Raw genomic sequence first — 25,007 nt, forward strand, 5'->3', positions numbered from 1 at the left:
GAGATCCTTCCCTACGGTCAGGATGGCAAATTGGTCGATAATTAGTTATTTGTCCTATATATTATTGTTTGCGTTAATTAGAATTTGGGAATTTGGCCATCGATTTAAGAAGTGAGGGGTGATTAATTGGGTGAACGGGAATATCAATAATTGTCTGAACGCCTTGGCCGGGTTTACTTTCCCAGGAAATTCGTCCACCCAGAAGTGCAACTCGCGATTCGATATTGCTAATCCCCAAGCCCGTTGATTTTTTTTGCGCTTGATCGTAATTAAACCCTAAACCATCATCCTGGTATGTCAAAATCACCCGATCAGCTTGTAGGATAATGCGGAGATCGATTCGGCCGGGATTGGCGTGTTTGAGCGAATTGCTGACCAGTTCCTGCGTAATTCGATACAGCATCACTTCGGTATCGGTCGGCAGGCGACTCTCATTTTCAAGTTCCTCATTTCCTTCAAATTGGGCGTTGATGACGCCACTGGCACTGATTCGTGAAAACAATTCATCGACAGCCGCTATGTAGCCATGTCGTTCCAGCGTTTGCGGATTTAATTTCCGAAGCAGATTTCGTACATCGCTGATCGTATCGTTAATGAGTTGAAAAATGGTCGATTTAATGGATAAAATGGTAGGCGTTTCGACAGTTTGCTGCGTCAGCTGAGTTGTGTACAGTTTGATTGTAGCTAGGCGAGTGCCGATTTCGTCGTGCAAATCGCGGGCTATGTCTTTTTTTACCTGTTCCTGAATATCATAAGCCAGCCGAAGTCGATCGGTCTGCTGCTGACGGATAATATTCTCGCGCCAACGAATCCAGGCCCAACTTATTAAAATTAGTAGTAAGACAATGCCTACAATAAACGGAATCGTTTGCCAGAATGGTGGCTCGATATGAATGGCGAGTTTTCGAATCCGGTGACTCCAATACCCATCCTGGTTAGCCGCTTTCACCTGAAACGTATAATCGCCCGGTGGTAGATTGGCGTATCGCACATAGTTCCGTTCGCCAGCCATTACCCATTGATCGTCGTAACCCGTCAGTTGATATTGATACGTATTGTGTCCATTGCTGAAGAAATCAAGCGCGGCAAATTCCAGCGCCAATGTATTTTGCGTATGATCTAGTTCAATCTGAGCGGTTTCGCCTACGTAAGGATCTGCTGTATAGGGTACTTCGTTAATTGCTAATGAATAAATATGGACGTAGGGGTTATACGTACTACTCCGAAAGCCATCTGGTCGAAACCGGTTAAATCCGTTCACTCCACCGAAATAAAGCTCACCATTAGCCGTGCGTAGGAACGCATTGCCATTGAATTCGTACCCCTGAAGTCCGTCATTAGGCGTAAAGTTTTTAATATTCTGTGTGTTTGGGTCTAATCGAGCAATTCCTCGATTCGTACTCATCCAGATTTTACCCTGAGCGTCTGGAATAGTGCCGTACACGAAGGAATTAGCCAAGCCTTGTTGCTCTGTGTACAATCGAAATTTTCCTGTTTGTACGTTCATTGCCACTAAACCACGGTCGCAGGAAAACCAGACGAGCTGTCGATTTGCATCTGGTCGAATATGCAGTACCATATAGCCTTTTAGTCCTGATCGGATAAAGCGCCATGTTGAAGTGTTTGTAACAGCTATTTTCGGTTGAGAGGTTGTTGATGGAGCAAAGCCATAACAGTAATATCCATTTAGATACGTACCAGCCCATAATTGCCTGGTAGATGCATCGTAGCGCAGGCTAAAAATATTTTGGTTGTTCAGAATCGGCAATTTAGCCCATTGCCGTCGGACGGTATTCAGAGCGTATAGGCCATCCTCTGTCCCTGCTATTAGCAACGAATCCGCAATGCTAACTAGATTTCGCACATAATTGCTATTGATCGACTTAGTCGAGACTGGAAAGGGAATGGATTCAAATGTTCGCGTTTTCGAATCGAAAGCTAGTACGCCACCAAGAGCACCAACCCAAATTTGGCGTTGTGGATCGCGATACAGACTTTTAGCTGAGGTCTTTGGAGAACCGTTTGTTGGCGAGGTTGCATTAAAGAAGCGTTCTGTAATTTGGTTCGTTTGCGGGTTTACAACGTCGATCCCCGTTTGGGTAAGTACCCATAGTCTATCAAATCGTTCTTCCAGAAATCCCCGAATTGTATAGTTGGTGAGTTTTTTATTGGCGGATAGTGTATCCGAAGCCTGAGGTTTGACAAAGCCACTAAATAAAAACGATTCAGGAATGATGCGCGCAAGGCCATCTGGATCGGTATTGGCCCAGACGATCTCCTGATTATCCACGTAAATTTTGCTGATCTTGAAATCGCTCAGTGGCTGCGTACGCTTCAAAAAATCAGCCACTTTGCTGAACGTCCTTAACCGTTTATCGAAGCAAAGAACCCCATCGTGCTGGGTGCCCAGCCATAATCGCCCACGTTGATCGCCCGCAATACTGTTAATTGTACTAACCGGACGATTAGCAATAGCGCCGTATAGTTGATAGGTAATGCTTTGATAATCAAAACGGATCAGACCTTTGTTGGTGCCTAGCCAGGCAATACCCTCATCAATGCAAAAAGAGGAAATAGCTAATGGGGGTCCGAACTGATTTTGTGGATGATTACTGAAGTAGCGGGAAAGCGTGCGACTTTCAAGATTGTAGCGCAGTACGCCCGTTGAATCCTGAAGCCAAATATCGCCAGCCGACGTTCTGACAGTCGAGCTTTGCAGATCATATTCACGAGTCGGGTGGAGGTCTGGCGCCAGAATGGTTTTCGAAAGCTTCCGGTAATTAAACTGCACCAAACCTTCCGAATCACTTAGGTAAAGCAGGTCGGTTTGGTTAATATAAAAAGGCAACGTTCGGCTACTCAGGCGTGAACGTCCGGGTTTTGCTCCGTTCACAAAGAAGCAGTCAAATTGATCGCGTTTTCGGTCGTATCGATTAAGGCCGACTTCAGTGCCGATCCACAAGTTTCCGTCGGAATCTTCAACGATGCCGAAAATATTGATTCCCTGAATAGTACCTGGTTGAACTGAGCCATCTTTCCCTAAAGCCGGTCTATAGGTCTGAAAGTGATGCCCGTCGTATCGATTAAGCCCATCCTGCGTACCAAACCACAAAAATCCACGGGTGTCTTTGAGCATATAATATACCGATCCCTGCGTCAACCCGTCGCTGACGCCAATGTGATCGACTCGAAAAGCAGAGGAATTGCCCGTCATCGCTGGTTGTGCCCATCCTGATTGAAGCCAGATGCTCCAGAAAAATAAGGACAGATATAACTGGCGAAGTTTTGTCACGACGATAGGTAGTCAGATTAATGGAAGTTATTGTAAATGAGCTATCTATTTACTAAATATCCAAGTTTATGCGCTAATAATTCAGAAATGGTAACTTTATTATATACACTGTTAATTACTCCTAAAGCGTCAATAATTGGGTTTTTCACGCTTCGGGGCGTAATTCGTAGTCTTTACGAATCTTTCTACTAATCATCAGACAAACGATGCGGCATTTACTGGCTATTCAATTGTTTCTTATGCTAAGTTCATCTGGAGTATTGGGTCAGGGAACCCAACCACTTACGTATCCCAAAGCGCGCAAAACCGATCAGGTCGATACTTATCACGGTACGCAGGTTGCCGATCCGTATCGCTGGCTCGAAGACGACCGCTCTGCCGAAACCGCTGAATGGGTTAAGGCTGAAAATAAAGTCACATTTGATTACTTGGCGCAAATTCCGTATCGCAAGCAATTCCAGACACGGCTCGAACAGGTTTACAATTACCCAAAATATTCCGCGCCGAGCCGGAAAGGCGAATGGTTTTATTTCTCCAAAAATGATGGATTACAAAATCAGGCCGTACTCTATCGCCAGAAAGGACTTGATGGCAAACCTGAATTAGTACTCGATCCAAACAAATTATCGGCTGATGGGACTACCCGATTAGGCGCGTTTTCGCTTTCGAAAGATGGTAAATACGCTGTAGTCGGTTTATCAAAAGGTGGCTCTGATTGGCAGGAGTACCAGATTATGGATCTGGCGACGAAGGGCTATTTGCCCGAAAAAATCGAATGGGTGAAAGTATCGGGAGCTGCCTGGCAGGGCGATGGTTTTTATTATAGCCGCTACCCGAAACCTGAAGGAAGCGCATTGGCGGCTAAAAATGAGAACCATCAGGTTTTCTTCCACAAGCTAAATACTCCACAATCGGCGGATAAGCTGGTGTATGAAGATCCGAAAAATTCCCAACGTTTTCATACACTCAGTACGACTGACGATGAACGATTTGCGCTGCTAACAGTGAGTGATCGGGGACAAGGGAAAGATGGAAATGCGCTCTTTTTCACCGATGCGAAATCTGGAGAGAAGACGTTTGCACCCGTTGTTTCCGAGATTACTGATTTCAGCTACAGCGTAATTGATAACGATGGCGATCGGCTGCTGATTCTGACCAATGAAAAAGCGCCAAACAGTAAGGTCGTTGCGTTTGACGTTAAGAAACGAGCTTTTTCGACACTGATTCCCGAACAACCCGAACCAATTGCCGAAGGAAGCGTAAGTGCCGCCGGTGGTAAATTATTTGTAGAATACAGCAAAGACGTTACGTCGAAAATAGACGTGTTCGATTATGCTGGTAAGCGTGAAAGCCAGGTACAACTGCCCGCAGTAGGATCGGCTGGCGGATTCGGTGGTGAAAAAGACGACAAGTTTGTGTTTTACACCTTTACTTCATTCACATTTCCACCGACCATCTATCGATACGATATTGCCACTAAGAAAAGCACTGTTTTCAGAGCTCCAGAAGTCGATTTCAAACCCGATGCTTACGAAACGAAGCAAATCTTTTATACTAGCAAAGACGGTACGAAGGTGCCTATGTTTTTGACGTATAAGAAAGGCTTGAAACTCGACGGAACCAATCCAACACTTCTGTACGGTTACGGCGGATTCAACATTAGCTTACCACCGAGTTTCAGTCCGTTCCGAATTCCGTTTCTGGAGCAGGGAGGTGTTTATGCACAGGCCAATTTGCGTGGTGGCAGCGAATACGGCGAAAAATGGCATGAACAGGGTATGAAACTCAAAAAACAAAACGTATTTGATGATTTCATTGCCGCTGCTGAATACCTGATTGCGCAGAAATACACAAGCACAGCCAAACTAGCGATTCAAGGCGGCTCAAACGGTGGGCTATTGGTGGGCGCTGTTATGAATCAACGGCCTGATTTATTCCGGGTTGCCATTCCGCAAGTAGGCGTAATGGATATGCTTCGATTTCACAAATTCACCATCGGCTGGAACTGGATTGCGGATTACGGCAGCAGCGATAACCCGGAAGAATTCAAGGCCATTTATGCGTATTCACCAATCCAAAATATCAAACCAGGCCTAAATTATCCGGCAACGCTAATCACTACCGCCGACCACGACGACCGGGTTGTGCCTGCGCACTCATTTAAATACGCAGCTACTTTGCAGGAAACGTATAAAGGCACCAATCCTGTATTGATCCGAATCGATACAAACTCGGGTCATGGAGCCAGCAATACCAAAAAGAACATTGAAACAGCGGCTGATATTTATTCCTTCATTCTCTGGAATATGGGTTATCGGAGCTTGAAAGAAATCGCTAGTAAATAGAATATGATCCGTCAACGCCGATTATGACCGCTTCCTATTACGTTCAGACGCTAAATATGCTTCCTCATCCAGAAGGCGGCTACTTTGTCGAAACCTACCGATCTGATGAAGCCATAGCCAAATCAGCTTTACCGGATCGGTTTAGTGGGGAGCGGTCGTTCGGAACGGCAATTTATTTTCTACTGGAAAGCCATCACATTTCAGCTTTCCATCGCATCCAGTCCGACGAAATCTGGCATTTTTATACGGGTGGCCCCTTAGAGGTTTTTATGATCTTTCCCGATGGTTCGCTAAAAATTATGCGCTTGGGTACAAATCTTGAGCAAGGTGAGGTATTTCAGGGAGTCGTTCCTGCTGGTTGCTGGTTTGGATCGAAACCCGCTGAAGGTACCGCATTTTCGCTAGTGGGTTGTACCGTTGCACCAGGCTTCGATTTCGCCGATTTCGAAATGGCGAATCGAGAACAGCTACTAACCGAATTTCCCCAGCATAAATCAGTAATCGAGAAGCTGACCGGGATTTAACGGATTGAGGGATTAAACTGATTTTGAACCGCCGGGCGGCCCCGCGGGATTTATAGGATTTAACTGATTAAGCTGATTTTGTTTTCGCTTCAGAGAAGCGTTGTGTTCATCTACAAAATCATAGTCGGTCAGTTAAATCCTATAAATCCCGGTTCTTACTGAAAATTCACATTACCAAACTTAGCGACTACCCGAACTTTCGTACCAGAACCGCTCCCCACTTTGCCAACATATTGCTTGGTAAGCTTTGGAACACGACGATTATTAGCATCTTCCGGCGTTGTTGTGAAATGCCAGGTTGAGTTGGAAGGGTAATTGAAATTGCCATAACTAACCGTCACATCGAAATCACAATCATTATTTCGGTCTACGGGTAAGGCTACAGACGAATAAGAGGCCTGAATTTCAATATTTTCGGCTGTTTTTGGCAATTGATCGATTCGGAATCCTCCTGAGAAACCTAGTTTAATCTTTCCAGATTCGCGCACTGTTCCAATTTTAGCCCCTGAGTAATTAATATCGGCATTTAGTTTACCTACATCGCCAATCGTCATTTTACCAGCCTTATTGGTTAATACAAGTACATTGGCTTTTAATAGCTCAAGACTAGCATAAGCGATGTCTAACTTACCCTCATCAAGATTACGAATGTTCGCTTTTCCATAAGCAACATCAATATCATTCTGACGACTGGTCAAATCTTCTGCCGTGAAATTACCATAGCGACTATAAACCGTTAATGGAGCCTGAAATGTCGCGATGCTCGTATTACCAAATTTGTTTCGAATGGTCAACGCGTTCTGCTTGGGCATCATGACGGTGTAATTGATGTTGACATAATTTCGATCGCCCCCATCTTTCCATCTATTTAAACTCCAGTTAGACGTATTATTCTGACTGAAATTCGTCCGAACGAGAATCTGGTTACCAGACCGTTTTTCCTCGATTGATACGGCATCCAGGTATTTTTGGACTCGTTCATCGGAATCCGAATTGGCGACAATAGTGATTTGCAGCTTAATTTCGGCCTTATCCCAAGTATCCACCGACACCTGACCGTATTGATTGTCGATGACCAGATGATCTTTACTATCTACGTCGAAAAGTTTGATGATGGTTTTCTTTTTTTCGATTGCCGTACCATCGATTGGATAATTAGCCCAAGTAACGAGTGGTATAAGGCATAGAAAAACGCTATACAGGACTTGTTTCATGGGTCTGTTGTTTAATACGCTTAATAACTTGTAACTGCTCATTAAGCAGATTGATTTGAAGTTGCAGATTCTGAATCATAGCCTGAATCAAAACTTCCTGATTTGGATTTTTAGGCAGATCTGCCTTTAGCGACCGATACGAATTTTCGAGCCGATCGAGGTCAATCGCAAATTCCTGATACAGCGCAGGGTTGCCTTCGGTCATCTGTTTCAGTTCAGCACGTTTGTCATCAATGGCCTGCATGTACTGAACGACTTCTTTAGCGTAGGTCGGACTGGCCGCTACGATTTCTGGTTGTTGAGTAACACCATATTGTTTATTCATATACAGAAAGCAACCGGCCAGTAATAAGACGGCGATGGAAGCGGCTACTCGCCAATCCAGGTTAGGCCAGCCTATTTGCCGCCCACCCGAAGCCGATCGATTTGTATGGACCTGAACAAACGGCGTAATGGTGCTCTGGGCAATCTGTGGATTATCCAGGCTGGCTTTATCCAAACCAGCTTCTATCTTTTTCCACAGATCAAACGGAGGCTCTTTATCTTCAAAAGCCTCGCGATTGTCGCGCACAAAGCGTTCTAGATTATCCTTTTTCATAGTTAGCAAGCGACGAATGACTGATGCTCTGTCATTTCATTGTTAATTCGCATTTAGTTTAATAGTTCAAGTAACCGTTTTTTCCCTCGTAAATATTGTGTTCTGGATGTCGTTTCACTGATATTCAACACACTCCCGATTTCTTCGTGGTCGTACCCCTCAAATAAATACAACGACAACACGACCCGATACCCCTCTGGCAGCAACTGCATCGCCCGCTTCACCCGATCCACCTCCAGTTGAACTCCCTCTTCGTCAAAGGGTTCTGTATCAGCGTAATCTGGCCCATCATCTTCGCCAAACCGATTCGATTCCATATCGACCAACTCTAATCGCCTAGTACGCAAATGATTGATCGCCCGATTCACCACGATCTGTTTTAGCCAGGCCCCGAATGTACTTTGTCCTCTAAACGAACCAATATGGCTGAACGCATCCATAAACGCTTCCTGTAATACGTCTTCCGCTTCGGCTTCATGGTTTAGAATCCGTAGGCAGACGTTATACATTGCCTTCACGTAGTGCTGATAAAGCTCATACTGAGCCCGTCGCTCTCCCTGTTGGCAGCGTTTGACCAAGTCCGTATGACGATCAGGGTATGGCTTCGATTCCAACAAGATCTGCAACAAATGGCGTTTAAGTTATTATCGACAGAAAGATGCAGTAAAAATCAGAATGTTGCACAATAATTCAGAAAAAGTCGTCGTTTCTGCTTTCCTGCGCTGTAGTGGCTGTTTTTCTGTAATTTAGCCCAAGCAACAAAGCTGATTCACTATGTACAATCACACCTATAATTCGCCGTTTCTGGCTCATGATGACGGAACCAATTCTCCACTGGAACATCAATTTATCATTAGCAGATTAACCGTCGAGTTAGGAATTCTATGTTATCACAAACGCCAGATATCACTTCTACCACTTCCTGAAACACCCCTAAATGAAGGCCCTGGTCATGCTGTACCGGATGTTATACTCTACGACAATGTAGCGGAAGAAACAAAGATTGTCATTGAGGTGTGTCAGAACAACGGGCAACGCAATGATTTAAAAAAGATTATCCGACTTATTGAGGATGACGACTACGGTATTCTGGAAGGCTTTGTCTACAACTATAAAACGCATGAATGGCTACGTTACCGTAAAGGCGATGGCGGTGTCGCTACAAATTCGTCGTTTTCGGAAGTAATGGGCGTTGATTTGGGACCCATGCTATAGCTCTTATCTCAACAACATCACAAGGAGATACAATCCGCTTTTCGCTCAACCGCTACCAAATTATTTCGTAGTTTTGATTGTTATAGAAGGATAGAGACGAGCTGAATGGTTGATTATATTTCTGGATTAAATGACCCCCAGCGGCAGGCCGTAATGCACGGCAATGGACCGCTCATGATTATAGCTGGTGCTGGCTCCGGCAAAACCCGCGTATTGACGTATCGAATTTCTTACCTGATCGAAAACGGCGTTGATCCGTTTCGGATTCTAGCCCTGACGTTTACGAACAAAGCCGCTGGCGAGATGCGTCACCGGATCGAAAAAGTGGTGGGCACGGAAGCGCGTAATATCTGGATGGGTACGTTTCACTCCGTATTTGCCAAGATTTTACGGATCGAAGCCAAAGCACTTGGCTACACCAGTAATTTCTCGATTTACGATACCGACGATTCGAAATCGCTTCTGCGCAGTATTATCAAGGAAATGGGATTGGATGACAAAGTGTATCGTGTCAATCACGTTTTCGGACGGATTTCAGGTGCGAAAAACCGACTCATAGGCCCAGATGATTATCTGAACAATGCCATCATTCAGGCTGACGATGAATCGGCTCGTATGCCGCACATTGGTCGGATTTATAAGCAATACAGCGTTCGTTGTTTTGCTGCGAATGCGATGGATTTCGACGATCTGCTGTTCAACACCAACGTACTTTTCCGCGATCATCTGGATATTCTGAATAAGTACCAGCACAAATTTCAGCATGTGCTGGTCGATGAGTTTCAGGATACCAACGTTTCGCAATACCTGATTACGCGCAAATTGGCGGCTGTTCATGAGAATATCTGCGTGGTTGGTGATGATGCGCAGAGTATTTACGCGTTCCGGGGGGCCAATATTGAAAACATTCTGAATTTCCAGCGCGACTATGGCAAAGAGAACGTTAAAATCGTAAAGCTGGAGCAGAATTATCGCTCAACCAAAAACATTGTCGAAGCCGCTAACTCGATCATTGCTCGGAATAAAAACCAGTTAGACAAGCACGTTTTTACGGATAATGAAGAAGGGCCGCTGATTGAAGTCATCAAGGCTTCGTCGGATAATGAAGAGGGTCGATTAGTGGCTTCGGCCATTTTTGAGACCAAGATGAACGAGTCGCTGACGAACAACGACTTTGCCATTTTGTATCGGACCAATGCTCAGTCGCGGGCGTTTGAAGAAGCGTTGCGCAAAATGAGTATCAAGTACCGGATCATTGGCGGCTTATCCTTCTATCAACGTAAGGAGATTAAAGACCTGATTGCTTACCTACGCTTTACGGTCAACCAACAGGACGAGGAAGCCTTCAAGCGGATTATCAACTTACCGAAACGCGGTATTGGCGATACGACCGTAGCGAAAATTAGTGTGATTGCTGCCGAGAAACAGGATTCCATCTGGGAAATTGTAGCCGAAATCAGCAAGCACGTTGCGGGTCGATCAGCTATTGCGATTGAAGGATTCGCAGATTTGATCAAGAGTTTTAAGTTGTTGCTCGATCAGAAAGACGCGTTTGAAGTGGCTTCGCACATTGCCAAAGCATCTGGGCTTTTGAAGGAGTTATACGACGACAAAACCGTTGAAGGGCTCGCTCGCTACGAAAACGTTCAGGAATTGTTAAACGCCATCAAAGAATTTGTCGATAATCCGGACAATGACGAAAAAAGTCTGGCTGCGTTTTTGCAGTCGGTTTCGCTGTTGACGTCCGCCGATGAAAAAGAAGACGATGGCGACAATGACAAAGTGACGTTGATGACGATTCACGCAGCAAAAGGGCTGGAATTCAAGAACGTACACATCGTTGGAATGGAAGAAGATCTATTTCCAAGCCAGATGATGCTCGAAAGTCGCAATGATCTGGAAGAAGAAAGGCGATTGTTTTACGTAGCGATTACGCGAGCTGAACGACGTTTATCAATGTCATACGCAGAAACTCGCTATCATTACGGACGACTGAAAATGTGCGAGCCGAGTCGCTTTCTGATGGAAATGGATCAGCGGTATTTGAAAATGTCGAAGCTACGTTCGGCCCCAAGCCGGATGGATTTTGACCGACCCGAACGCGACCGTAGTGAGAGCACGTCAACCGGCTCGATGTCTTTTGTTCGATCATTAGCACAAAAAACAGCCCGGACGCAGAATCCACAAACGGCAGCAACACATACGCCATCACCTGACTTTGCTCCGACCAGCACTGCCGATCTGGCTTCTGGTCAGCGAGTTGAGCACGCGAAGTTTGGTTTCGGAATTGTGAAGCAGGTTGATGTAAACGGTACCGAACGCAAAGCCACGATTCTGTTTGACGTAGTAGGCGAGAAAACACTGTTGCTGAGCTTCGCGAAGCTGCGGGTGGTAGCGTAAAAATTAGCTACGTGATAAATTGCTTTTAGGAATTTTGAAAGATGCAGAGATTGATGTAAAACATGTTGACACTTTCGACAATAGATCAAAAATGAGCGTTTTTGTCATTCTGACGAAGGAAGAATCTTAAAAGTCCTTGACACTCTAACAAGGAGAGTTTAAGATTCTTCCTTCGTCAGAATGACAAAATCTGTTCCTAAACAAAAGTTCAAACAGGCTCATAAGCAATTTAGATTAGCAGTACTGGTATTCTGAGGCCACAAAGGTTATATACAAAACCCTCCTCTCCTATCGTTCTGCTATAAGGTATCCCACTCCCTTTGTCTAAAACCACATGAATGCCCACGGTATTATTGCCGCCAGCTTGATTAGCCTGATTAGTTCCATGCACGCCTTTGGCCAGTATGGCAAAGACTCAACGGCGTCGAAAGAGACAAAAGTTGAGAACCTTGGTAATCAGGTCAATTCGGAATATAATGAGGTGAGTCCGTTTATATCGCCGGATGGGAAAACACTATATTTCGCCCGAATCAGTCACCCGAATAATACACATGGGGCGAAAGGTAGTCAGGATATCTGGTACTCGGATGTTGATGCGCCCAGCGGCAAATTTGGTCCAGCCCGACGCATGGGCTTTCCGCTCAATAAGGATGAATACAATTGTGCCTATAGCATAACTCCCGACGGAAATACAATGCTTATTAAGGGCCAATATAACAACGGCACCTATGAGACGCGTGGTTTTTCTATCAGTAAGAAAACAGCTACGGGCTGGTCACCACCGCAAAAGTTAGCGATTCCGAATTACGTCAACATGAGCAAGGGTCAGTTTGACTGTGGCTTTATGTCGGCCGATGGGAAGGTGTTGCTTATGGCGTTCAGTGAGAAGAAAAATAGCAAGGAAGACGACCTCTATATAACCTTCCGCCAGAAGGATGGCTCCTGGTCGAAACCAATGGATTTGGGACCAGAAGTAAATACCAAGTTTACCGAAACAACCCCGTTTCTGGCTCCTGATGGTGCTACTTTGTATTTTTCTAGTGATCGTGAAGGTGGGTTAGGAAGCAACGATATTTACGTAACCAAGCGCGTCGATAAAACCTGGAAACACTGGACGAAACCCGTTAATCTTGGCCCAAAAGTCAATACGGATGGATACGATGCTTATTATTCGCTGGCCGCTTCGGGTGATTATGCTTACTTGACCACATTTAAAAATACAATTGGCAAAGGCGATATTGTACGTATTAAACTTACCGAGGATCAGCCCTCTAATCAGCCAGGTAAAGTAGGCGGGGGGGACGATGTAGCTAATAAAACCGATGTAACTCGCCCTGATCCAGTCGCGCTCATTAGCGGACAAGTTATTGATCAGGCAACTGGCAAACCTATTGAAGCGCGCATTATCTACCAAACCTTGCCCGACGGTGCCGAAGTAGGTGAAGCAACGTCTGATCCGGTTACGGGTGAATACAAAATTGTATTACCCTATGGGCAGAAATATACGATGCGAGCTGTTGCCAAAGACTTTATTGCAATTGGCGAGAACATCGACTTAACGCAAACCAAAGCCTTTCAGGAGATGAAAGGACGAGAGCTAAAACTAGTACAGATTAAAGAAGGGAGTGTAATTCCGCTTAACAATATATTCTTTGATACGGGTAAAGCCGAATTGAGGCCCGAATCCAGCCCGGAGTTAGATCGTTTGGTTACGAATCTGAATGAGTCTCCCAAAATGACAATTGAGGTGCGCGGTCATACGGATAACACGGGCTCTAATGAGATAAATAATAAGCTCTCACAAGACCGAGCCGATGCCGTTCGCGAATACTTCATTAGTAAGGGGATTGAACCTGACCGAGTGGCCAGTAAAGGTTTCGGTGAATCAAAACCGATTGCTACGAATGATACGGAAGCTGGTCGTCAACAGAACCGGCGTGTAGAGTTTGTTATTGTGAAAAAATAACAAATTTACCATCTAATTTATTGGTAAAAACCCTCAGCGTTGAGTAACTATCGGAGAACGTTTGAGTTAATCAATCAGATCATTCTAAAACGTCTCTCAAAACTCATTTACCAATAAATTATGCAACTCAATGCGGGCTGCGAACTTCTCTTTGAAGCAGAAACGCCAACACCTCTAGTTTTAATGTTACGCCCTCGTTCAGGCGCAGGGCAATGGATAATTCGCGAAGAATACCAGATTACGCCGATCGTTAATGTCACCGAGTTTACAGACATGTACGGCAATTTATGCCAGCGGGTTGTCGCTCCGGCTGGTCCGTTCTCTATTCATTTTTCGGCTACCGTTCAAACCGCTGATTTGATCGATGTTGCACCAGGGGCTCCCTATACGCCTGTTGAAGACCTACCCGACGATGTGCTTCATTACACGTTGCCCAGTCGCTATTGTCAATCCGATCAGTTGGGCGATTTAGCTACTCAGATTACTACCAATATAGAACCGGGTTACGATCAGGCGGAAGCGATTCGCAAATGGATTCACGAAAATGTTAAATATCAATACGGTACGAGCAATGCAAGTACATCGGCTGTTGACACAGCTAATAGCCGCATTGGCGTTTGCCGCGATTTTACACATCTGGGAATTTCTCTTTGTCGTGCCCTAAATATTCCAGCCCGAATGGTCGTTGGGTATTTATATCAGCTCGATCCGATGGATTTACACGCCTGGTTCGAAGCGTATGTAGATGGACGCTGGTTTACGTTCGACGCTACGCAGGAGCAACCGCGCGGCAATCGGATTACGGTTGCTTATGGTCGTGATGCGGCTGATGTAGCTTTCACGACGCAGTTTGGGCCAATGCAACTCAATGATATGAAGGTCTGGGTCGATCTGGCTCAGCCGGAGACAAATGAATCTGAAAAAAAAGGCGAGGAAGCACCAACCCTTTCAGCCTCAGTAGGGTCTAATCAGCAAACGAACAATACGTAATGGATAAACGACTGCTTTTCTGCTCGATCCTCGGCATGCTAACTGCCTGCCATGGTGAAGATGATATTCAGCCCGACGCATTATCGCTTTCCAGAGAAGCAGCCGGTACCTATCGTACAAACTTCTACCTTGATCCATCCAGTGCGACTCTCCCGGCCAGTCAAATGCCTTTTACGGAGTTAAAAGCGGAGTCGGACAGTAGCGTTACATTAGCTTATACCAAGTTATACCCGTCGAGAGAAACTCAGGTACTTAAGCACGTGCTTCTCACACGTCAAACGGAAGGTATTCAACTGCGGCTGGCTGACTCAAGTATTGGAACGTTACAAACGGATCGAGTTTTTACTAATAATGGGATGGAAAAACAGGGGCAACTTCTCCGAATAAATGCTCAGGTTAATCAACCGAATTCGGTGAACTTCACTGGCTCAAAAGAATAGGTATCAGAACGAATTAACGTTAAGAATATCGACTCAATGCTCTTATAACAAAAAGCGCGATACCGTTGAGTACCGCGCTTTTTTAATGAGGGTTTCTAACTGCTTACCGGATAGCGAATTCGCCTGAACCGATACGGAAGCCTTCAGAGTACAGCTCTACAGTATATTTACCAGGTTTGTAAGGAATACCCCGGCTATATAGCAGTTCAACATTCTGGTTGTTGTTGGTGTAGGTAACGGTTTGTTTGGTCGTATAAATGGTTTCGCTACCATCTACATTGAATGTACCTGAACCATTAGCCATATCCGATACAACAGCACCACTTGGATCAAGAACCCGAACATAAACGTCTTTAGGCTCTTCTTTCGTCAGAGGGTTGTCCAGAAGCGTATAAACCAGTTTGATTTTGTCCAGCTTCTTCGCTTTGTAGGCATCGTCTTCTTTCACTTTACCTTTCGAGTTAACTGCAAACACTTTCACGTTCTGTGCTTTTAAAGCTGCAGCGCGGGTTACTTTCGTATTAAGCTCTTCGTTCTGCGACTGAACCTGCGTTACAACAGTACCTATTGAATCACGGAACTGCTGACCTTTCACTTTCAGCGTTGAATTCTCCTCGTCCAGTGTTTTAACGTTGGTAGCCAACGTTACGTTTTCACGTTGCAGATTAGCGATAAGCGTATCTTTCTCAACCAGGAAAGCTTCGTATTGCTTGATTTTGGCTTCATATTTAGCCATCGAAATTCGGTTACCTCTTTTCAGAGCGGCTTTATCTTCGGTCAACTGGGCTTTCATTTTTTCCAGTTCTGAAACGTCACCACCTAATTTCTGTACTTCAGCAATTTTAGCATCTAATGCAGTCGAAATCGAATCAAGTTTTACACGGGTCGTTGAAAGCTCTTCAACACGCTCGGATATAGTCACTTCCTGATTCTCAGAAACTTTTTTCTGATCAAAATACAGATAGCTTGAAACGCCCGCCAGGCCTGTCATAATGATCAGAGCCGCTAATAGAGCACCATTTGTTTTCGACTTTGGCGAATTATTTTCCATTGTAAATTTTCAGTTTAAATTAAACATGCACAAACTTAAAAAAGCCGCTTTCGCGGTTGTGTAGAGGTTGTTGCATCTGAAATCCGATTGGATAAAACTCGTGAGACAACATAACCGGAACGCCAGTGTATGCCGTGCTATTGTGAATCAAAACTCAACAATCTAAAAAAAGGTTTCAAGCCTCCCCGCAAAACCCCCTATTTTCACCTATTGATTATCAACAAGATATGCCGTAAGATAAATTTGAAAAGTATACTTTATCTTTAAAAGTTACACAAAACACTTATTTAATGGGATAAAAACAACCTGAAACTAGATTGGTTGATAGTGCAAACAAATGACGAATGCCAGAACTTCCAGAAGTCGAAATCCGCCGACAGTACCTCGAAACGTCATCCCTTCATCAGCCTATTGCTCATATTGAAGTGGAGGATCGTAAGCTGCTAACAACAGATTATACTACGCTTCTTCACACGTTAGTAGGCAGTCAATTCATCGAAACACGTCGAGTTGGCAAAAATCTATTTATTCTGACTGATAAGCCCGACGTCGTCGTTCATATGCATTTCGGAATGACGGGTGATCTGGAATATTATCACTCTTCACTGGATCGACCCCGGTTCGCCCGGATCGTATTTGAATTCACAAATGGGTTTAATCTTGGATTTCTTTGCCCTCGCAAATTTGAGCGAATCGGTCTAATTGATGATATCGACTCGTTTCTTAAACGAAAGAAAATTGCAGAGGATGGACTCGATATTTCTGAAGCTGAACTCGCAGCGCACATTCGCCCTAAAAAAGCGTTTATTAAACCTGTCTTATTAGATCAGAGTGTTGTAGCTGGCCTAGGAAATTGGATCGTTGACGAAGTGTTGTTTCAGGCACGTATTCATCCTGAACAACGGGCGAATACACTTACGGATCATCAGATCAATCAACTTCACGTAGCTATCCGATTAGTTCTCGAAACAGCCATTCGCTATGAAGCCACCTACCGGGATTTCCCTATCAATTTTCTGATTCACGTTCGCGAGTGGGACGATTCGCCGTATGATGACGTAGAAGCGCATAAATTCTGTCCCCGTTGCAAAACACGCATTGAACGTTCAGAAGTTGGTGGGCGTACGACTTTCTTTTGTCCAAAGGAGCAGATCTTGCCGTGAATTAAACTACAAATCCTTGATATTTCCGAAGCCGATTACGTCTCGATATATAGGATTGTCGCGCAGTTCAGTAGCCCGTATCAATTTGTCAGCACCGAATTTGGTTTTCAGATCGTAGAGTGTTTTCCGGAGTTTATTTTTGCGCGTGTCGGGATCGAATAAATTGAGCGGCACCATCTCGGCGGGTATAAATCGAAAAACGGCTACGCACATACTTCGCAAGTGTTCATTCAGAACTGGCTCGCACCGATGCGCTGTCTGAAATCGCTCTAGCCGTTCCCGAATGATTTGATAGAGTTCTGGCCCATCCTGTTTTGGCTCGGGAAAATGTACTTCAAAATTGTAGGTCCTTCCGGTCTGATAACGACAGGAAAAGGATAAGTCCTGGCAAAAAATGTCTTTACGCACCATTCGCCGTTCGAGCGTTAGGCAAAGTGCTTGCAACAGTTCATCCAACCGTTCGGGCGAGCAGCGTTGTTCCGTCGAAATCGTGCGCATAGCCGACATGCTTTTATTGTCTTCAGCGGTATCATAGTCGACTTCTCCACCGAAATTCAATCGGATATGCCAATGCCAACCTATAATACTTCGGCAGACCGCTTTTAGATGTTGGGGTGACGCATAACGCAAGTCAAGAGGTGTATAAATACCGCCATCTTCCAGCCGAGCCGCCATACGTTGACCGATACCGGGCAAATCTGTAAGGGCTAGTTTACGAAGGACATCATCAATGGTTTCGGGCGTTATAACAGTCAGACCATCGGGTTTTTGGACATCCGAAGCCAGTTTGGCCAGAAACACATTGGGCGCAATGCCAATCGAGCATTTCAACCAGTCACCAACCTGCTGCCGAATTGCCTGTTTGATCGCCATCGCGGTTTGCTGCATATCTTTATAGACTAGCTGGTAGTTCGTTAAATCTACCACAGCTTCGTCTATGCTTTTGGGCACTACATCATCCGAAAATGTTCGGAGTACGTCAATAATTTTGACGTGAAATTCCCGATACCGATTCGGATGCGTTTCTATCGGAACCAGTTCGGGGCAGATTGCAATAGCCTGATCCAGACGCATTCCTGTTTTGACTCCTCTTTTTTTAGCCTCTATCGACGGGGCTATAATACACCCATGCCGCCCTGTATACACACATATACCCACCGGACGACCACGAAGCCAATAATTGACTTGCTGTTCGCAGGAAGCGAAGAAACTGTTCATATCGATAAACAGTACGGTTGGTAATGTATGGTTGCTTAGACGGTTTCTTTTCATTAATTTTTAGTGACTAATGTGGCTTTTAGTCATAGCATACGTCTATATTTGTAGTATGATTTTTTATAATACAAGTGCAATATATTTTACTTATATTGTAATAGTCAACTATCCAGACATTAATTCACCAAAATTGTTTTAAAAATTTACCCAAACTGTGACTATCCAGGATCGACTAAAGCAGGTTTTCGACGCATTAGGCATAACGATTTATCAGATTTCTAAAGAGTTAGGCGAAAATCCATCGAAGTTTTACAACATATTGAACGGTCGTGCTAAACCATCGTACGATACGATCATGAGTTTGCTAACCTGTTATCCGCAAATCAGTGCTGATTATCTGATCCGTGGTACGTTGCCTATACTCAATGTGCCTGAAACAAACGTCCGTTTAGTTCAGTCTGATTCTGACGAGAATACAATCGAGGTACCCTTTGTACCGGTTAAATTCTACGCCAGTTTTGTAGAGAGTTATGCCGACGGGATTGCGACGACAGATACCGAGTCATTCCGAGTCAGAAAAGCGCTGATGAAGGGCTATAAACAGGCTGTAGTTTTGGAGATTTCTGGCAATAGTATGAGCCCGCAGCTCATACACGGAGCCAAAGTACTAGCCATTCCTGTTAGTGATAGCAATTGGGAATATCAGTCAGGAGGAGTTTATGCGGTAATGTACCGCGACTATTTCGTTGTGAAACGTATCCGCGATAACGAACTCATAACCAAGCGTTATCTAACTCTTCACTCCGACAATCCAAACGGTGGGAACGTAACCGTACCTTTACAGGACATCCGCGGCATCTGGAAGATTGTCTCCATCGTCGAAGCCCCGGTAGAATAGATTGATTCTGTTGTTTCCATATTCTGCCAGAACTGACTAGCCTTTTTGTCATTCCGACGCTAAGAGGAATCTCAAATTCGCCAATAAGTCAAGATTGAGATTCCTCTTAGCGTCGGAATGACAAAAAAATAACTCTTTTCAGAAAGGGAATTGTCAAACAGGTTCGCTACAAACTTTCCTCTTTAACTGACTGATTCAGCACTTCTTTCTGGTGCGCCCACATATCCTGAAAAATAGTACTATGCCTACTAAGGGATAAAAAAGTCCCTTCATCCACAATTCGACCATCCTTCATTATATATACGTAGTCGAAAAGAGGTAGCAGGTGAAGTCGGTGTAAAGTCGAGACAACTGCTTTGTCAGCAAATTCACGCAGAAGTTCGCGGTAAATTTCCAATTCCGTTTTTGGGTCTACACTACTGGTTGGCTCATCCAGCAAAACGATATCGCTGGTACGAGCCGCGAGCACTCCACGTGCTAACGCTAATCGTTGGCGTTGACCGCCTGATAAATTTACGCCCTTTTCCTGAATATTGGTTTCCAGTCCGTTTGGCAAGTGTTTTATCACTTCCTCAAATCGGGCAACGCGGCAAACCTGTTTTACTTCATCCTCTTCAAAGGGTAAACCAAGGGTAATGTTATAGGCGATTGTATTTTCAAATATTTCTGGCTCTTGTGGACAGAGGGTTACTGTATTCGCAATCGCATTCAAATCCGGAAATGATTGTCCGTCAACCATAACCGATACACCCAGTTCAGGTTGATACAAGCCTCGCAATAAAGTTAGAAGCGTGCTTTTACCGGATCCGCTTTCACCAATAAATGCGATACGTTTACCTCGACTTAATCGGATGTGCAAATCAGCTAGATTAGCTACTTTTTGCGATGAGCTGGCAGGACGATTATGCGAGAAATTAAGCCCTTTAATATCAATTATCTGCCAATCATCTGGCAACGTTTCATGTTCGGGACGTTCATGTTTGGCGTAGGCTTCCCGAATGCTGCGGACTGTCTGTACATCGGTATTATATTGAACAATCTGCGTGTATTGCCAAGCAATGTCATTAAATACGCTTGTAAACTGATTGACATAGCCTAACAATGTCACGAGTCCTCCAATTAGAAATACTTGCCCCGGTACATAGTGCTGATAAATGTAGCCCATGGCTAATACGATATAAATGAGTGCAACCAGCATGGAAGCCACAAACCACTTCCACTCATTAATTTTCACCTGCCGCATGAAGGGCGGGAAAACAGCTGCTACTTTACTCTGCAAACTTTCCTGAATACGCTGTTCGAGCCTGAGCGTAATCACCGTAATAATATTGGAAAGGCTATCGAACAACGTGGACGCAACGACGTGTTCCCGCTCGTTGGTTTCGTCCAAAGCTTTGATAAAAGGGCGGTCAAAACGCAGAATTACCCAGATTGTTAATGCCCCTAATGCAACACCAACTAAGCCAAAAGCGGGTGAAAAATAGAGCATAGCTCCGAACGAAAACACAAATTTTGCCAATGCCTGAAGATAGATAAAGCCGTCCTGAAAGAAGGTTTTCAGTGCATCGTACGCCTTACGAACTCGATTAATTGTAGCTCCGCTATGGTGATCTTTGTGCCAGCCAACGGGCAGATGCAAGGTTTGGTGAAACAATTCGTCCAGAAAATTCCGACTTAGGTTGAAGGCCAATCGCCGTTCCATTATCCGCGCTGGGCCATGAAAAGCCCATTCCAATATTTCCAGCGCTACATAACCTCCGACGTAAAGCCATACTAATCTCAGAATCGACGTATCTTGTTTTTGTAGTTCGCCAATAAACCAACCAAACAATAATGGACGCAGAGCAGCAACCAGATTTGCCATGATGAGTAAGGCATAAACCAGCATATACTGTCGCTTCTCATGCCGTGCATACGTCCAGGCTGTTCGAAGTAAGGCTATATATGGATTTTGCATGATTCTATGGCTGTTGAACACATTCCAAAGCCGTAACAAAAGCAGATTGGCAAGGTTCCCGTTTATCCAGTACGTCTGTAACGAGGTTGTTTACGTAATCTTGCAAAGTACCATTTAATGAAAAGCTCTACTGAAATCTTGTTTAGGATGCAAGATTTCAGTAGAGCTTTTGCTCAGATACTCAGAAATTCTGAATGCTATCTACGTCCTCCCCCTAAATCAAATCCCAGGCGAAAGCCTGTGTATGAGCTTTTTGTTGCGAAGTCAATAGTGGTATTGGCTAATCGGTAGGTGTGGGCCGGGACGGCATTATAGTCAATGCTAAATACGAAATGCCCTACTTTGATTCCGGCGCGCGCTAATCCTCCAATTGTGCTATAATCAGCTATATAGAGTTGTCCTGTTGTTTGACCCTGATCGAAAGAAACAGTCCCACCTGAGGAAACTGAGAATATACCGAGCCCTGCTCCCAGAAATGGGCGAAAATTTGAATCGCCAAAGGGGCCGAATAAATAATTCGCGGTGAGGAGAGCGGAAGTAAATCCTGATGCCACACCAGTAGCTTTATTATTGTCAAAAGAGACCCCGCGAACCATCAATGCGGTTTCCAGACGAACTCCTAAATCAAGCCGGGGGCTCACACTATACTTTGGTTCAATACCAAACAGAAATCCACCGGAAAGGCCGCTACCAGCAGGTTGTGCATAGCCAACTGAAACATTTACTTTGAATGGTTTGTAATCCTGGGCTTGTGCCAGCGTAGTAAGTAACAGAGCAACTACAACAAGTAATTTTTGCATTCGAACACATATTTGGTGAATATGTAGAGACGACAATTCAGCCAAAAAGTCGTGCCTTAATTATACCAATTGAACGATACATACTACTAACTGATCAAATCAGCGTCCTGAACGATCAAGTAGCCCCTATCTGGCATCGTTGAGTTTGTTTGCAATCGCAATTACTGGCGGCATGTGCTCTTTTTTCAAGAAGCAATCGCTCATAAATGAGCCCAAAAGGAGAATAGTTTCTCGTTTATTCTTTTATAAATCAGTTGCTTTTCTGATTGAATTTCAGTAATTTTGCGTCCTGATTTACAAAGGGGTAATTCGGTCAGCCGTAACGTCCCTTTCCTTCTGGATTAGAAAAACATAACTTTCAGTATAACAAGCTAATGGCTCGCGATTTAAATTTCACGAGAAACATCGGTATCGCTGCCCACATCGATGCGGGTAAGACGACTACCACCGAACGGATTCTCTATTACGCCGGGGTAAGCCACAAAATTGGTGAGGTACACGACGGAGCTGCCACCATGGACTGGATGGAGCAGGAGCAAGAGCGGGGTATTACGATTACCTCAGCGGCTACGACTGTTGACTGGACCTACCGCGACCAAAAGTATCACATCAACATCATCGACACCCCAGGTCACGTTGACTTCACGGTAGAAGTAAACCGCTCCCTGCGCGTACTTGATGGACTGGTGTTTCTATTTAGCGCCGTTGATGGCGTTGAACCTCAGTCGGAAACCAACTGGCGTCTGGCTAACAACTATAACGTAGCTCGTCTGGGCTTCGTAAACAAAATGGACCGTTCTGGCGCCGATTTCCTCAACGTGTGCAAGCAGGTTAAGGAAATGCTAGGTAGCTATGCCGTTCCGCTCCAATTGCCAATTGGTGAAGAAGATAACTTCAAAGGTGTTGTCGACCTCGTTAACTTCCGGGGTATCGTTTGGAACGAGTCTGACAAAGGTATGACCTTCCAGGTTGTTCCGATCCCTGACGATATGCTTGAAGAAGCGACAGAATGGCGCGAGAAATTGCTCGAAGCTGTTGCTGAATTCGACGATCATCTCATGGAGAAATATTTCGAAGATCCAGAGTCGATCACAGAAGCTGAAATGCTGGCTGCTCTTCGGAAGGCAACCATTGCGATGAAAATCGTTCCGATGCTTTGCGGTTCTTCGTTCAAAAATAAAGGTGTGCAAACCATGCTCGATTACGTGATGGCGCTATTGCCTTCACCATTGGACAAGGAAAGCATCAAAGGAACAAATCCTGACACGGGCGAAGAAATCTCGCGGAAGCCATCGGCATCGGAGCCTTTTTCTGCTCTGGCGTTCAAAATCGCCACTGATCCTTACGTAGGTCGGTTGTGCTTCGTACGCTCGTACTCTGGTGTGCTGGAATCGGGTTCTTACATCCTGAACAACCGTTCGGGTAACAAAGAGCGGATTTCTCGTATCTTCCAGATGCACGCCAATAAGCAAAACCAGATCGAACGTCTGGAAGCGGGTGACATCGGTGCTGTAGTTGGTTTCAAAGACATCAAAACTGGCGATACGCTGTCAGATGAAAAGAACCCAATCGTTCTTGAATCGATGGTATTCCCAGATCCAGTTATTGGATATGCTATCGAGCCGAAGAAAACGGCCGATCAGGACAACTTCTCGAAAGCAATTGGTAAGTTGATCGAAGAAGACCCAACCCTTAAAGTTGAGTCGAACGAAGAAACTGGCCAGACGATCATCCGGGGTATGGGTGAGCTTCACCTCGAAATCATCATCGACCGTATGCGTCGTGAGTTCAAGGTTGAAGTAAACCAGGGTGCTCCACAGGTAGCTTATAAAGAGAAGCTGACCAAGAGCGTTGAACACCGCGAAGTTTACAAAAAGCAATCGGGTGGACGTGGTAAGTTTGCTGATATCGTATTCGAACTGGGGCCACGTGACCTAGAAGAAGATGGCAGCACGAAAGTTGGTTTACAGTTCGTGAATGGTATTGTCGGCGGTGTGATTCCAAAAGAATTCATTCCTGCCGTACAGAAAGGCTTCGACGAATCGCTGAAAAACGGTCCGCTGGCTGGTTTCCCGCTCGAAAGCATGAAAGTCCGGTTGTTCCACGGTTCCTACCACGACGTTGACTCCGATTCGCTTTCGTTCGAAATGGCCGCTCGGTTAGGCTTCCGGGAAGCAGCTCGTCAGGCTGGTCCGAAACTGCTCGAACCAATCATGGCTGTCGAAGTTCTGACACCAGAAGAATACACCGGTCCAATCACAGGTGACTTGAACCGTCGTCGTGGTGTAATGAAAGGTATGGACACGAAAGCTGGATCGCAAGTGATCAAAGCAGACGTTCCTCTTTCTGAACTGTTCGGTTACGTAACGGATTTGCGTACGATGTCGTCTGGCCGTGCTACGGCTAACCTGACGTTCGCACATTACGAAGTTGTACCACAGAACATTTCAGACGCCGTTGTTGCCAAAGAAAAAGGTGCTGTGAGGGCGTAAGCCTTTTAGATATTGGGCAACGATTCATTGAATCGTTGCCCATTTTTTGTGTCGTCGGAGTAAATGGTTCTTTCGGCGTACACGTTTAACTTAACGAACCACAACACAATGAGCCAAAAAATTCGCATTAAACTGAAGTCGTTCGACCACATGCTGGTTGACAAGTCGGCAGAGAAAATCGTGAAAGCGGTTAAATCGACAGGGGCTGTTGTTAGCGGCCCTATCCCCCTGCCAACCAACAAAGAAATCTATACGGTTCTGCGGTCGCCCCACGTCAACAAAAAGGCGCGGGAGCAATTCCAGCTTTGCACCTACAAACGTCTGGTTGACATTTATAGCAGCAGCGCAAAAACGGTTGATGCTCTGATGAAACTGGAACTGCCTAGTGGTGTTGATGTAGAAATCAAAGTCTAATGAATTTAGCTTAAAGGCTTAAAAGCCGCTGGT

At 45.0% G+C, this 25,007-nt stretch carries 19 protein-coding genes; 11 read left to right on the forward strand and 8 right to left on the reverse strand.

Annotated elements, in window-relative coordinates:
• Positions 1-73 precede the first annotated feature (73 nt).
• The gene (locus ACYVE4_RS18200) at positions 74-3,292 is read right to left on the reverse strand and encodes a ligand-binding sensor domain-containing protein (protein WP_461041622.1); all 3,219 of its coding nucleotides are present in this window, start codon (positions 3,290-3,292) and stop codon (positions 74-76) included.
• A gap of 206 nt (positions 3,293-3,498) precedes the next feature.
• Between ACYVE4_RS18200 and ACYVE4_RS18205 the strand changes: the two genes are divergently transcribed.
• The gene (locus tag ACYVE4_RS18205; protein ID WP_461041623.1) at positions 3,499-5,637 is read left to right on the forward strand and encodes a prolyl oligopeptidase family serine peptidase; all 2,139 of its coding nucleotides are present in this window, start codon (positions 3,499-3,501) and stop codon (positions 5,635-5,637) included.
• Between the two features lie 23 nt (positions 5,638-5,660).
• The gene (locus ACYVE4_RS18210) at positions 5,661-6,161 is read left to right on the forward strand and encodes a cupin domain-containing protein (RefSeq protein WP_461041624.1); all 501 of its coding nucleotides are present in this window, start codon (positions 5,661-5,663) and stop codon (positions 6,159-6,161) included.
• Positions 6,162-6,316: 155 nt separating this feature from the next.
• On the opposite strand, the gene ACYVE4_RS18215 is transcribed toward ACYVE4_RS18210, so the two are convergent.
• From ACYVE4_RS18215 to ACYVE4_RS18225, 3 genes are read right to left on the reverse strand one after another with little or no spacing between them, the layout of a single operon-like run.
• A complete protein-coding gene (locus ACYVE4_RS18215; protein WP_461041625.1) occupies positions 6,317-7,375 on the reverse strand; it encodes a hypothetical protein in 1,059 nt (352 codons plus the stop codon).
• The gene (locus tag ACYVE4_RS18220; RefSeq protein ID WP_461041626.1) at positions 7,356-7,973 is read right to left on the reverse strand and encodes a hypothetical protein; all 618 of its coding nucleotides are present in this window, start codon (positions 7,971-7,973) and stop codon (positions 7,356-7,358) included. Before ACYVE4_RS18220 ends, ACYVE4_RS18215 begins: the two co-directional genes overlap by 20 nt.
• Positions 7,974-8,026: 53 nt before the next feature.
• Complete coding sequence (locus ACYVE4_RS18225; RefSeq protein WP_461041688.1) at positions 8,027-8,587, reverse strand: RNA polymerase sigma factor; 561 nt, start codon at positions 8,585-8,587, stop codon at positions 8,027-8,029.
• 160 nt (positions 8,588-8,747) lie between these two features.
• On the opposite strand from ACYVE4_RS18225, the gene ACYVE4_RS18230 reads away from it, so the two are divergent.
• The 5 genes from ACYVE4_RS18230 to ACYVE4_RS18250 all read left to right on the forward strand — a co-directional run bounded on the left by ACYVE4_RS18230 (position 8,748) and on the right by ACYVE4_RS18250 (position 14,984).
• On the forward strand, positions 8,748-9,188 hold the full coding sequence (locus tag ACYVE4_RS18230; RefSeq protein ID WP_461041627.1) for a hypothetical protein: 441 nt from the start codon (positions 8,748-8,750) through the stop codon (positions 9,186-9,188).
• A 105-nt stretch (positions 9,189-9,293) separates the two neighbouring features.
• Positions 9,294-11,588 carry an ATP-dependent helicase gene (locus ACYVE4_RS18235; protein WP_461041628.1) on the forward strand — a complete coding sequence of 765 codons (2,295 nt, stop codon included), beginning with the start codon at positions 9,294-9,296 and terminating at the stop codon, positions 11,586-11,588.
• A 334-nt stretch (positions 11,589-11,922) separates the two neighbouring features.
• Positions 11,923-13,554 carry an OmpA family protein gene (locus ACYVE4_RS18240; RefSeq protein WP_461041629.1) on the forward strand — a complete coding sequence of 544 codons (1,632 nt, stop codon included), beginning with the start codon at positions 11,923-11,925 and terminating at the stop codon, positions 13,552-13,554.
• A 120-nt stretch (positions 13,555-13,674) separates the two neighbouring features.
• Positions 13,675-14,544, forward strand: coding sequence for a transglutaminase domain-containing protein (locus tag ACYVE4_RS18245; RefSeq protein ID WP_461041630.1), 870 nt, complete (start codon positions 13,675-13,677; stop codon positions 14,542-14,544).
• Entirely contained in the window at positions 14,544-14,984 is a 441-nt protein-coding gene (locus ACYVE4_RS18250) for a hypothetical protein (RefSeq protein ID WP_461041631.1), read from the forward strand. Before ACYVE4_RS18245 ends, ACYVE4_RS18250 begins: the two co-directional genes overlap by 1 nt.
• A 103-nt stretch (positions 14,985-15,087) precedes the next feature.
• Here the strand turns inward: ACYVE4_RS18250 and ACYVE4_RS18255 are convergent, their stop codons facing one another.
• A complete protein-coding gene (locus ACYVE4_RS18255; RefSeq protein WP_461041633.1) occupies positions 15,088-16,035 on the reverse strand; it encodes a hypothetical protein in 948 nt (315 codons plus the stop codon).
• A 344-nt stretch (positions 16,036-16,379) separates the two neighbouring features.
• Here ACYVE4_RS18255 and ACYVE4_RS18260 point away from each other — a divergent pair, with 344 nt between their 5' ends.
• Positions 16,380-17,198 (forward strand): Fpg/Nei family DNA glycosylase, encoded by an 819-nt coding sequence (locus tag ACYVE4_RS18260; RefSeq protein ID WP_461041634.1) that lies wholly within the window; start codon positions 16,380-16,382, stop codon positions 17,196-17,198.
• Positions 17,199-17,204: 6 nt separating this feature from the next.
• On the opposite strand, the gene ACYVE4_RS18265 is transcribed toward ACYVE4_RS18260, so the two are convergent.
• Positions 17,205-18,470, reverse strand: coding sequence for a DNA polymerase Y family protein (locus ACYVE4_RS18265; protein WP_461041635.1), 1,266 nt, complete (start codon positions 18,468-18,470; stop codon positions 17,205-17,207).
• A gap of 157 nt (positions 18,471-18,627) precedes the next feature.
• On the opposite strand from ACYVE4_RS18265, the gene ACYVE4_RS18270 reads away from it, so the two are divergent.
• The gene (locus tag ACYVE4_RS18270; protein WP_461041636.1) at positions 18,628-19,311 is read left to right on the forward strand and encodes a LexA family transcriptional regulator; all 684 of its coding nucleotides are present in this window, start codon (positions 18,628-18,630) and stop codon (positions 19,309-19,311) included.
• 166 nt (positions 19,312-19,477) lie between these two features.
• On the opposite strand, the gene ACYVE4_RS18275 is transcribed toward ACYVE4_RS18270, so the two are convergent.
• Positions 19,478-21,268, reverse strand: a complete 1,791-nt coding sequence (locus tag ACYVE4_RS18275) for an ABC transporter ATP-binding protein (RefSeq protein ID WP_461041637.1) — start codon at positions 21,266-21,268, stop codon at positions 19,478-19,480.
• A 197-nt stretch (positions 21,269-21,465) separates the two neighbouring features.
• Positions 21,466-22,068, reverse strand: coding sequence for a hypothetical protein (locus tag ACYVE4_RS18280; protein WP_461041638.1), 603 nt, complete (start codon positions 22,066-22,068; stop codon positions 21,466-21,468).
• Positions 22,069-22,442: 374 nt separating this feature from the next.
• Here ACYVE4_RS18280 and fusA point away from each other — a divergent pair, with 374 nt between their 5' ends.
• Both fusA and rpsJ read left to right on the forward strand, forming a co-directional pair.
• Complete coding sequence (fusA, locus tag ACYVE4_RS18285) at positions 22,443-24,560, forward strand: elongation factor G (protein WP_461041639.1); 2,118 nt, start codon at positions 22,443-22,445, stop codon at positions 24,558-24,560.
• Positions 24,561-24,668: 108 nt separating this feature from the next.
• Positions 24,669-24,974 (forward strand): 30S ribosomal protein S10, encoded by a 306-nt coding sequence (gene rpsJ, locus ACYVE4_RS18290; protein WP_020596417.1) that lies wholly within the window; start codon positions 24,669-24,671, stop codon positions 24,972-24,974.
• The last annotated feature ends 33 nt before the right edge of the window (positions 24,975-25,007 follow it).

This window comes from Spirosoma harenae (assembly GCF_054776975.1).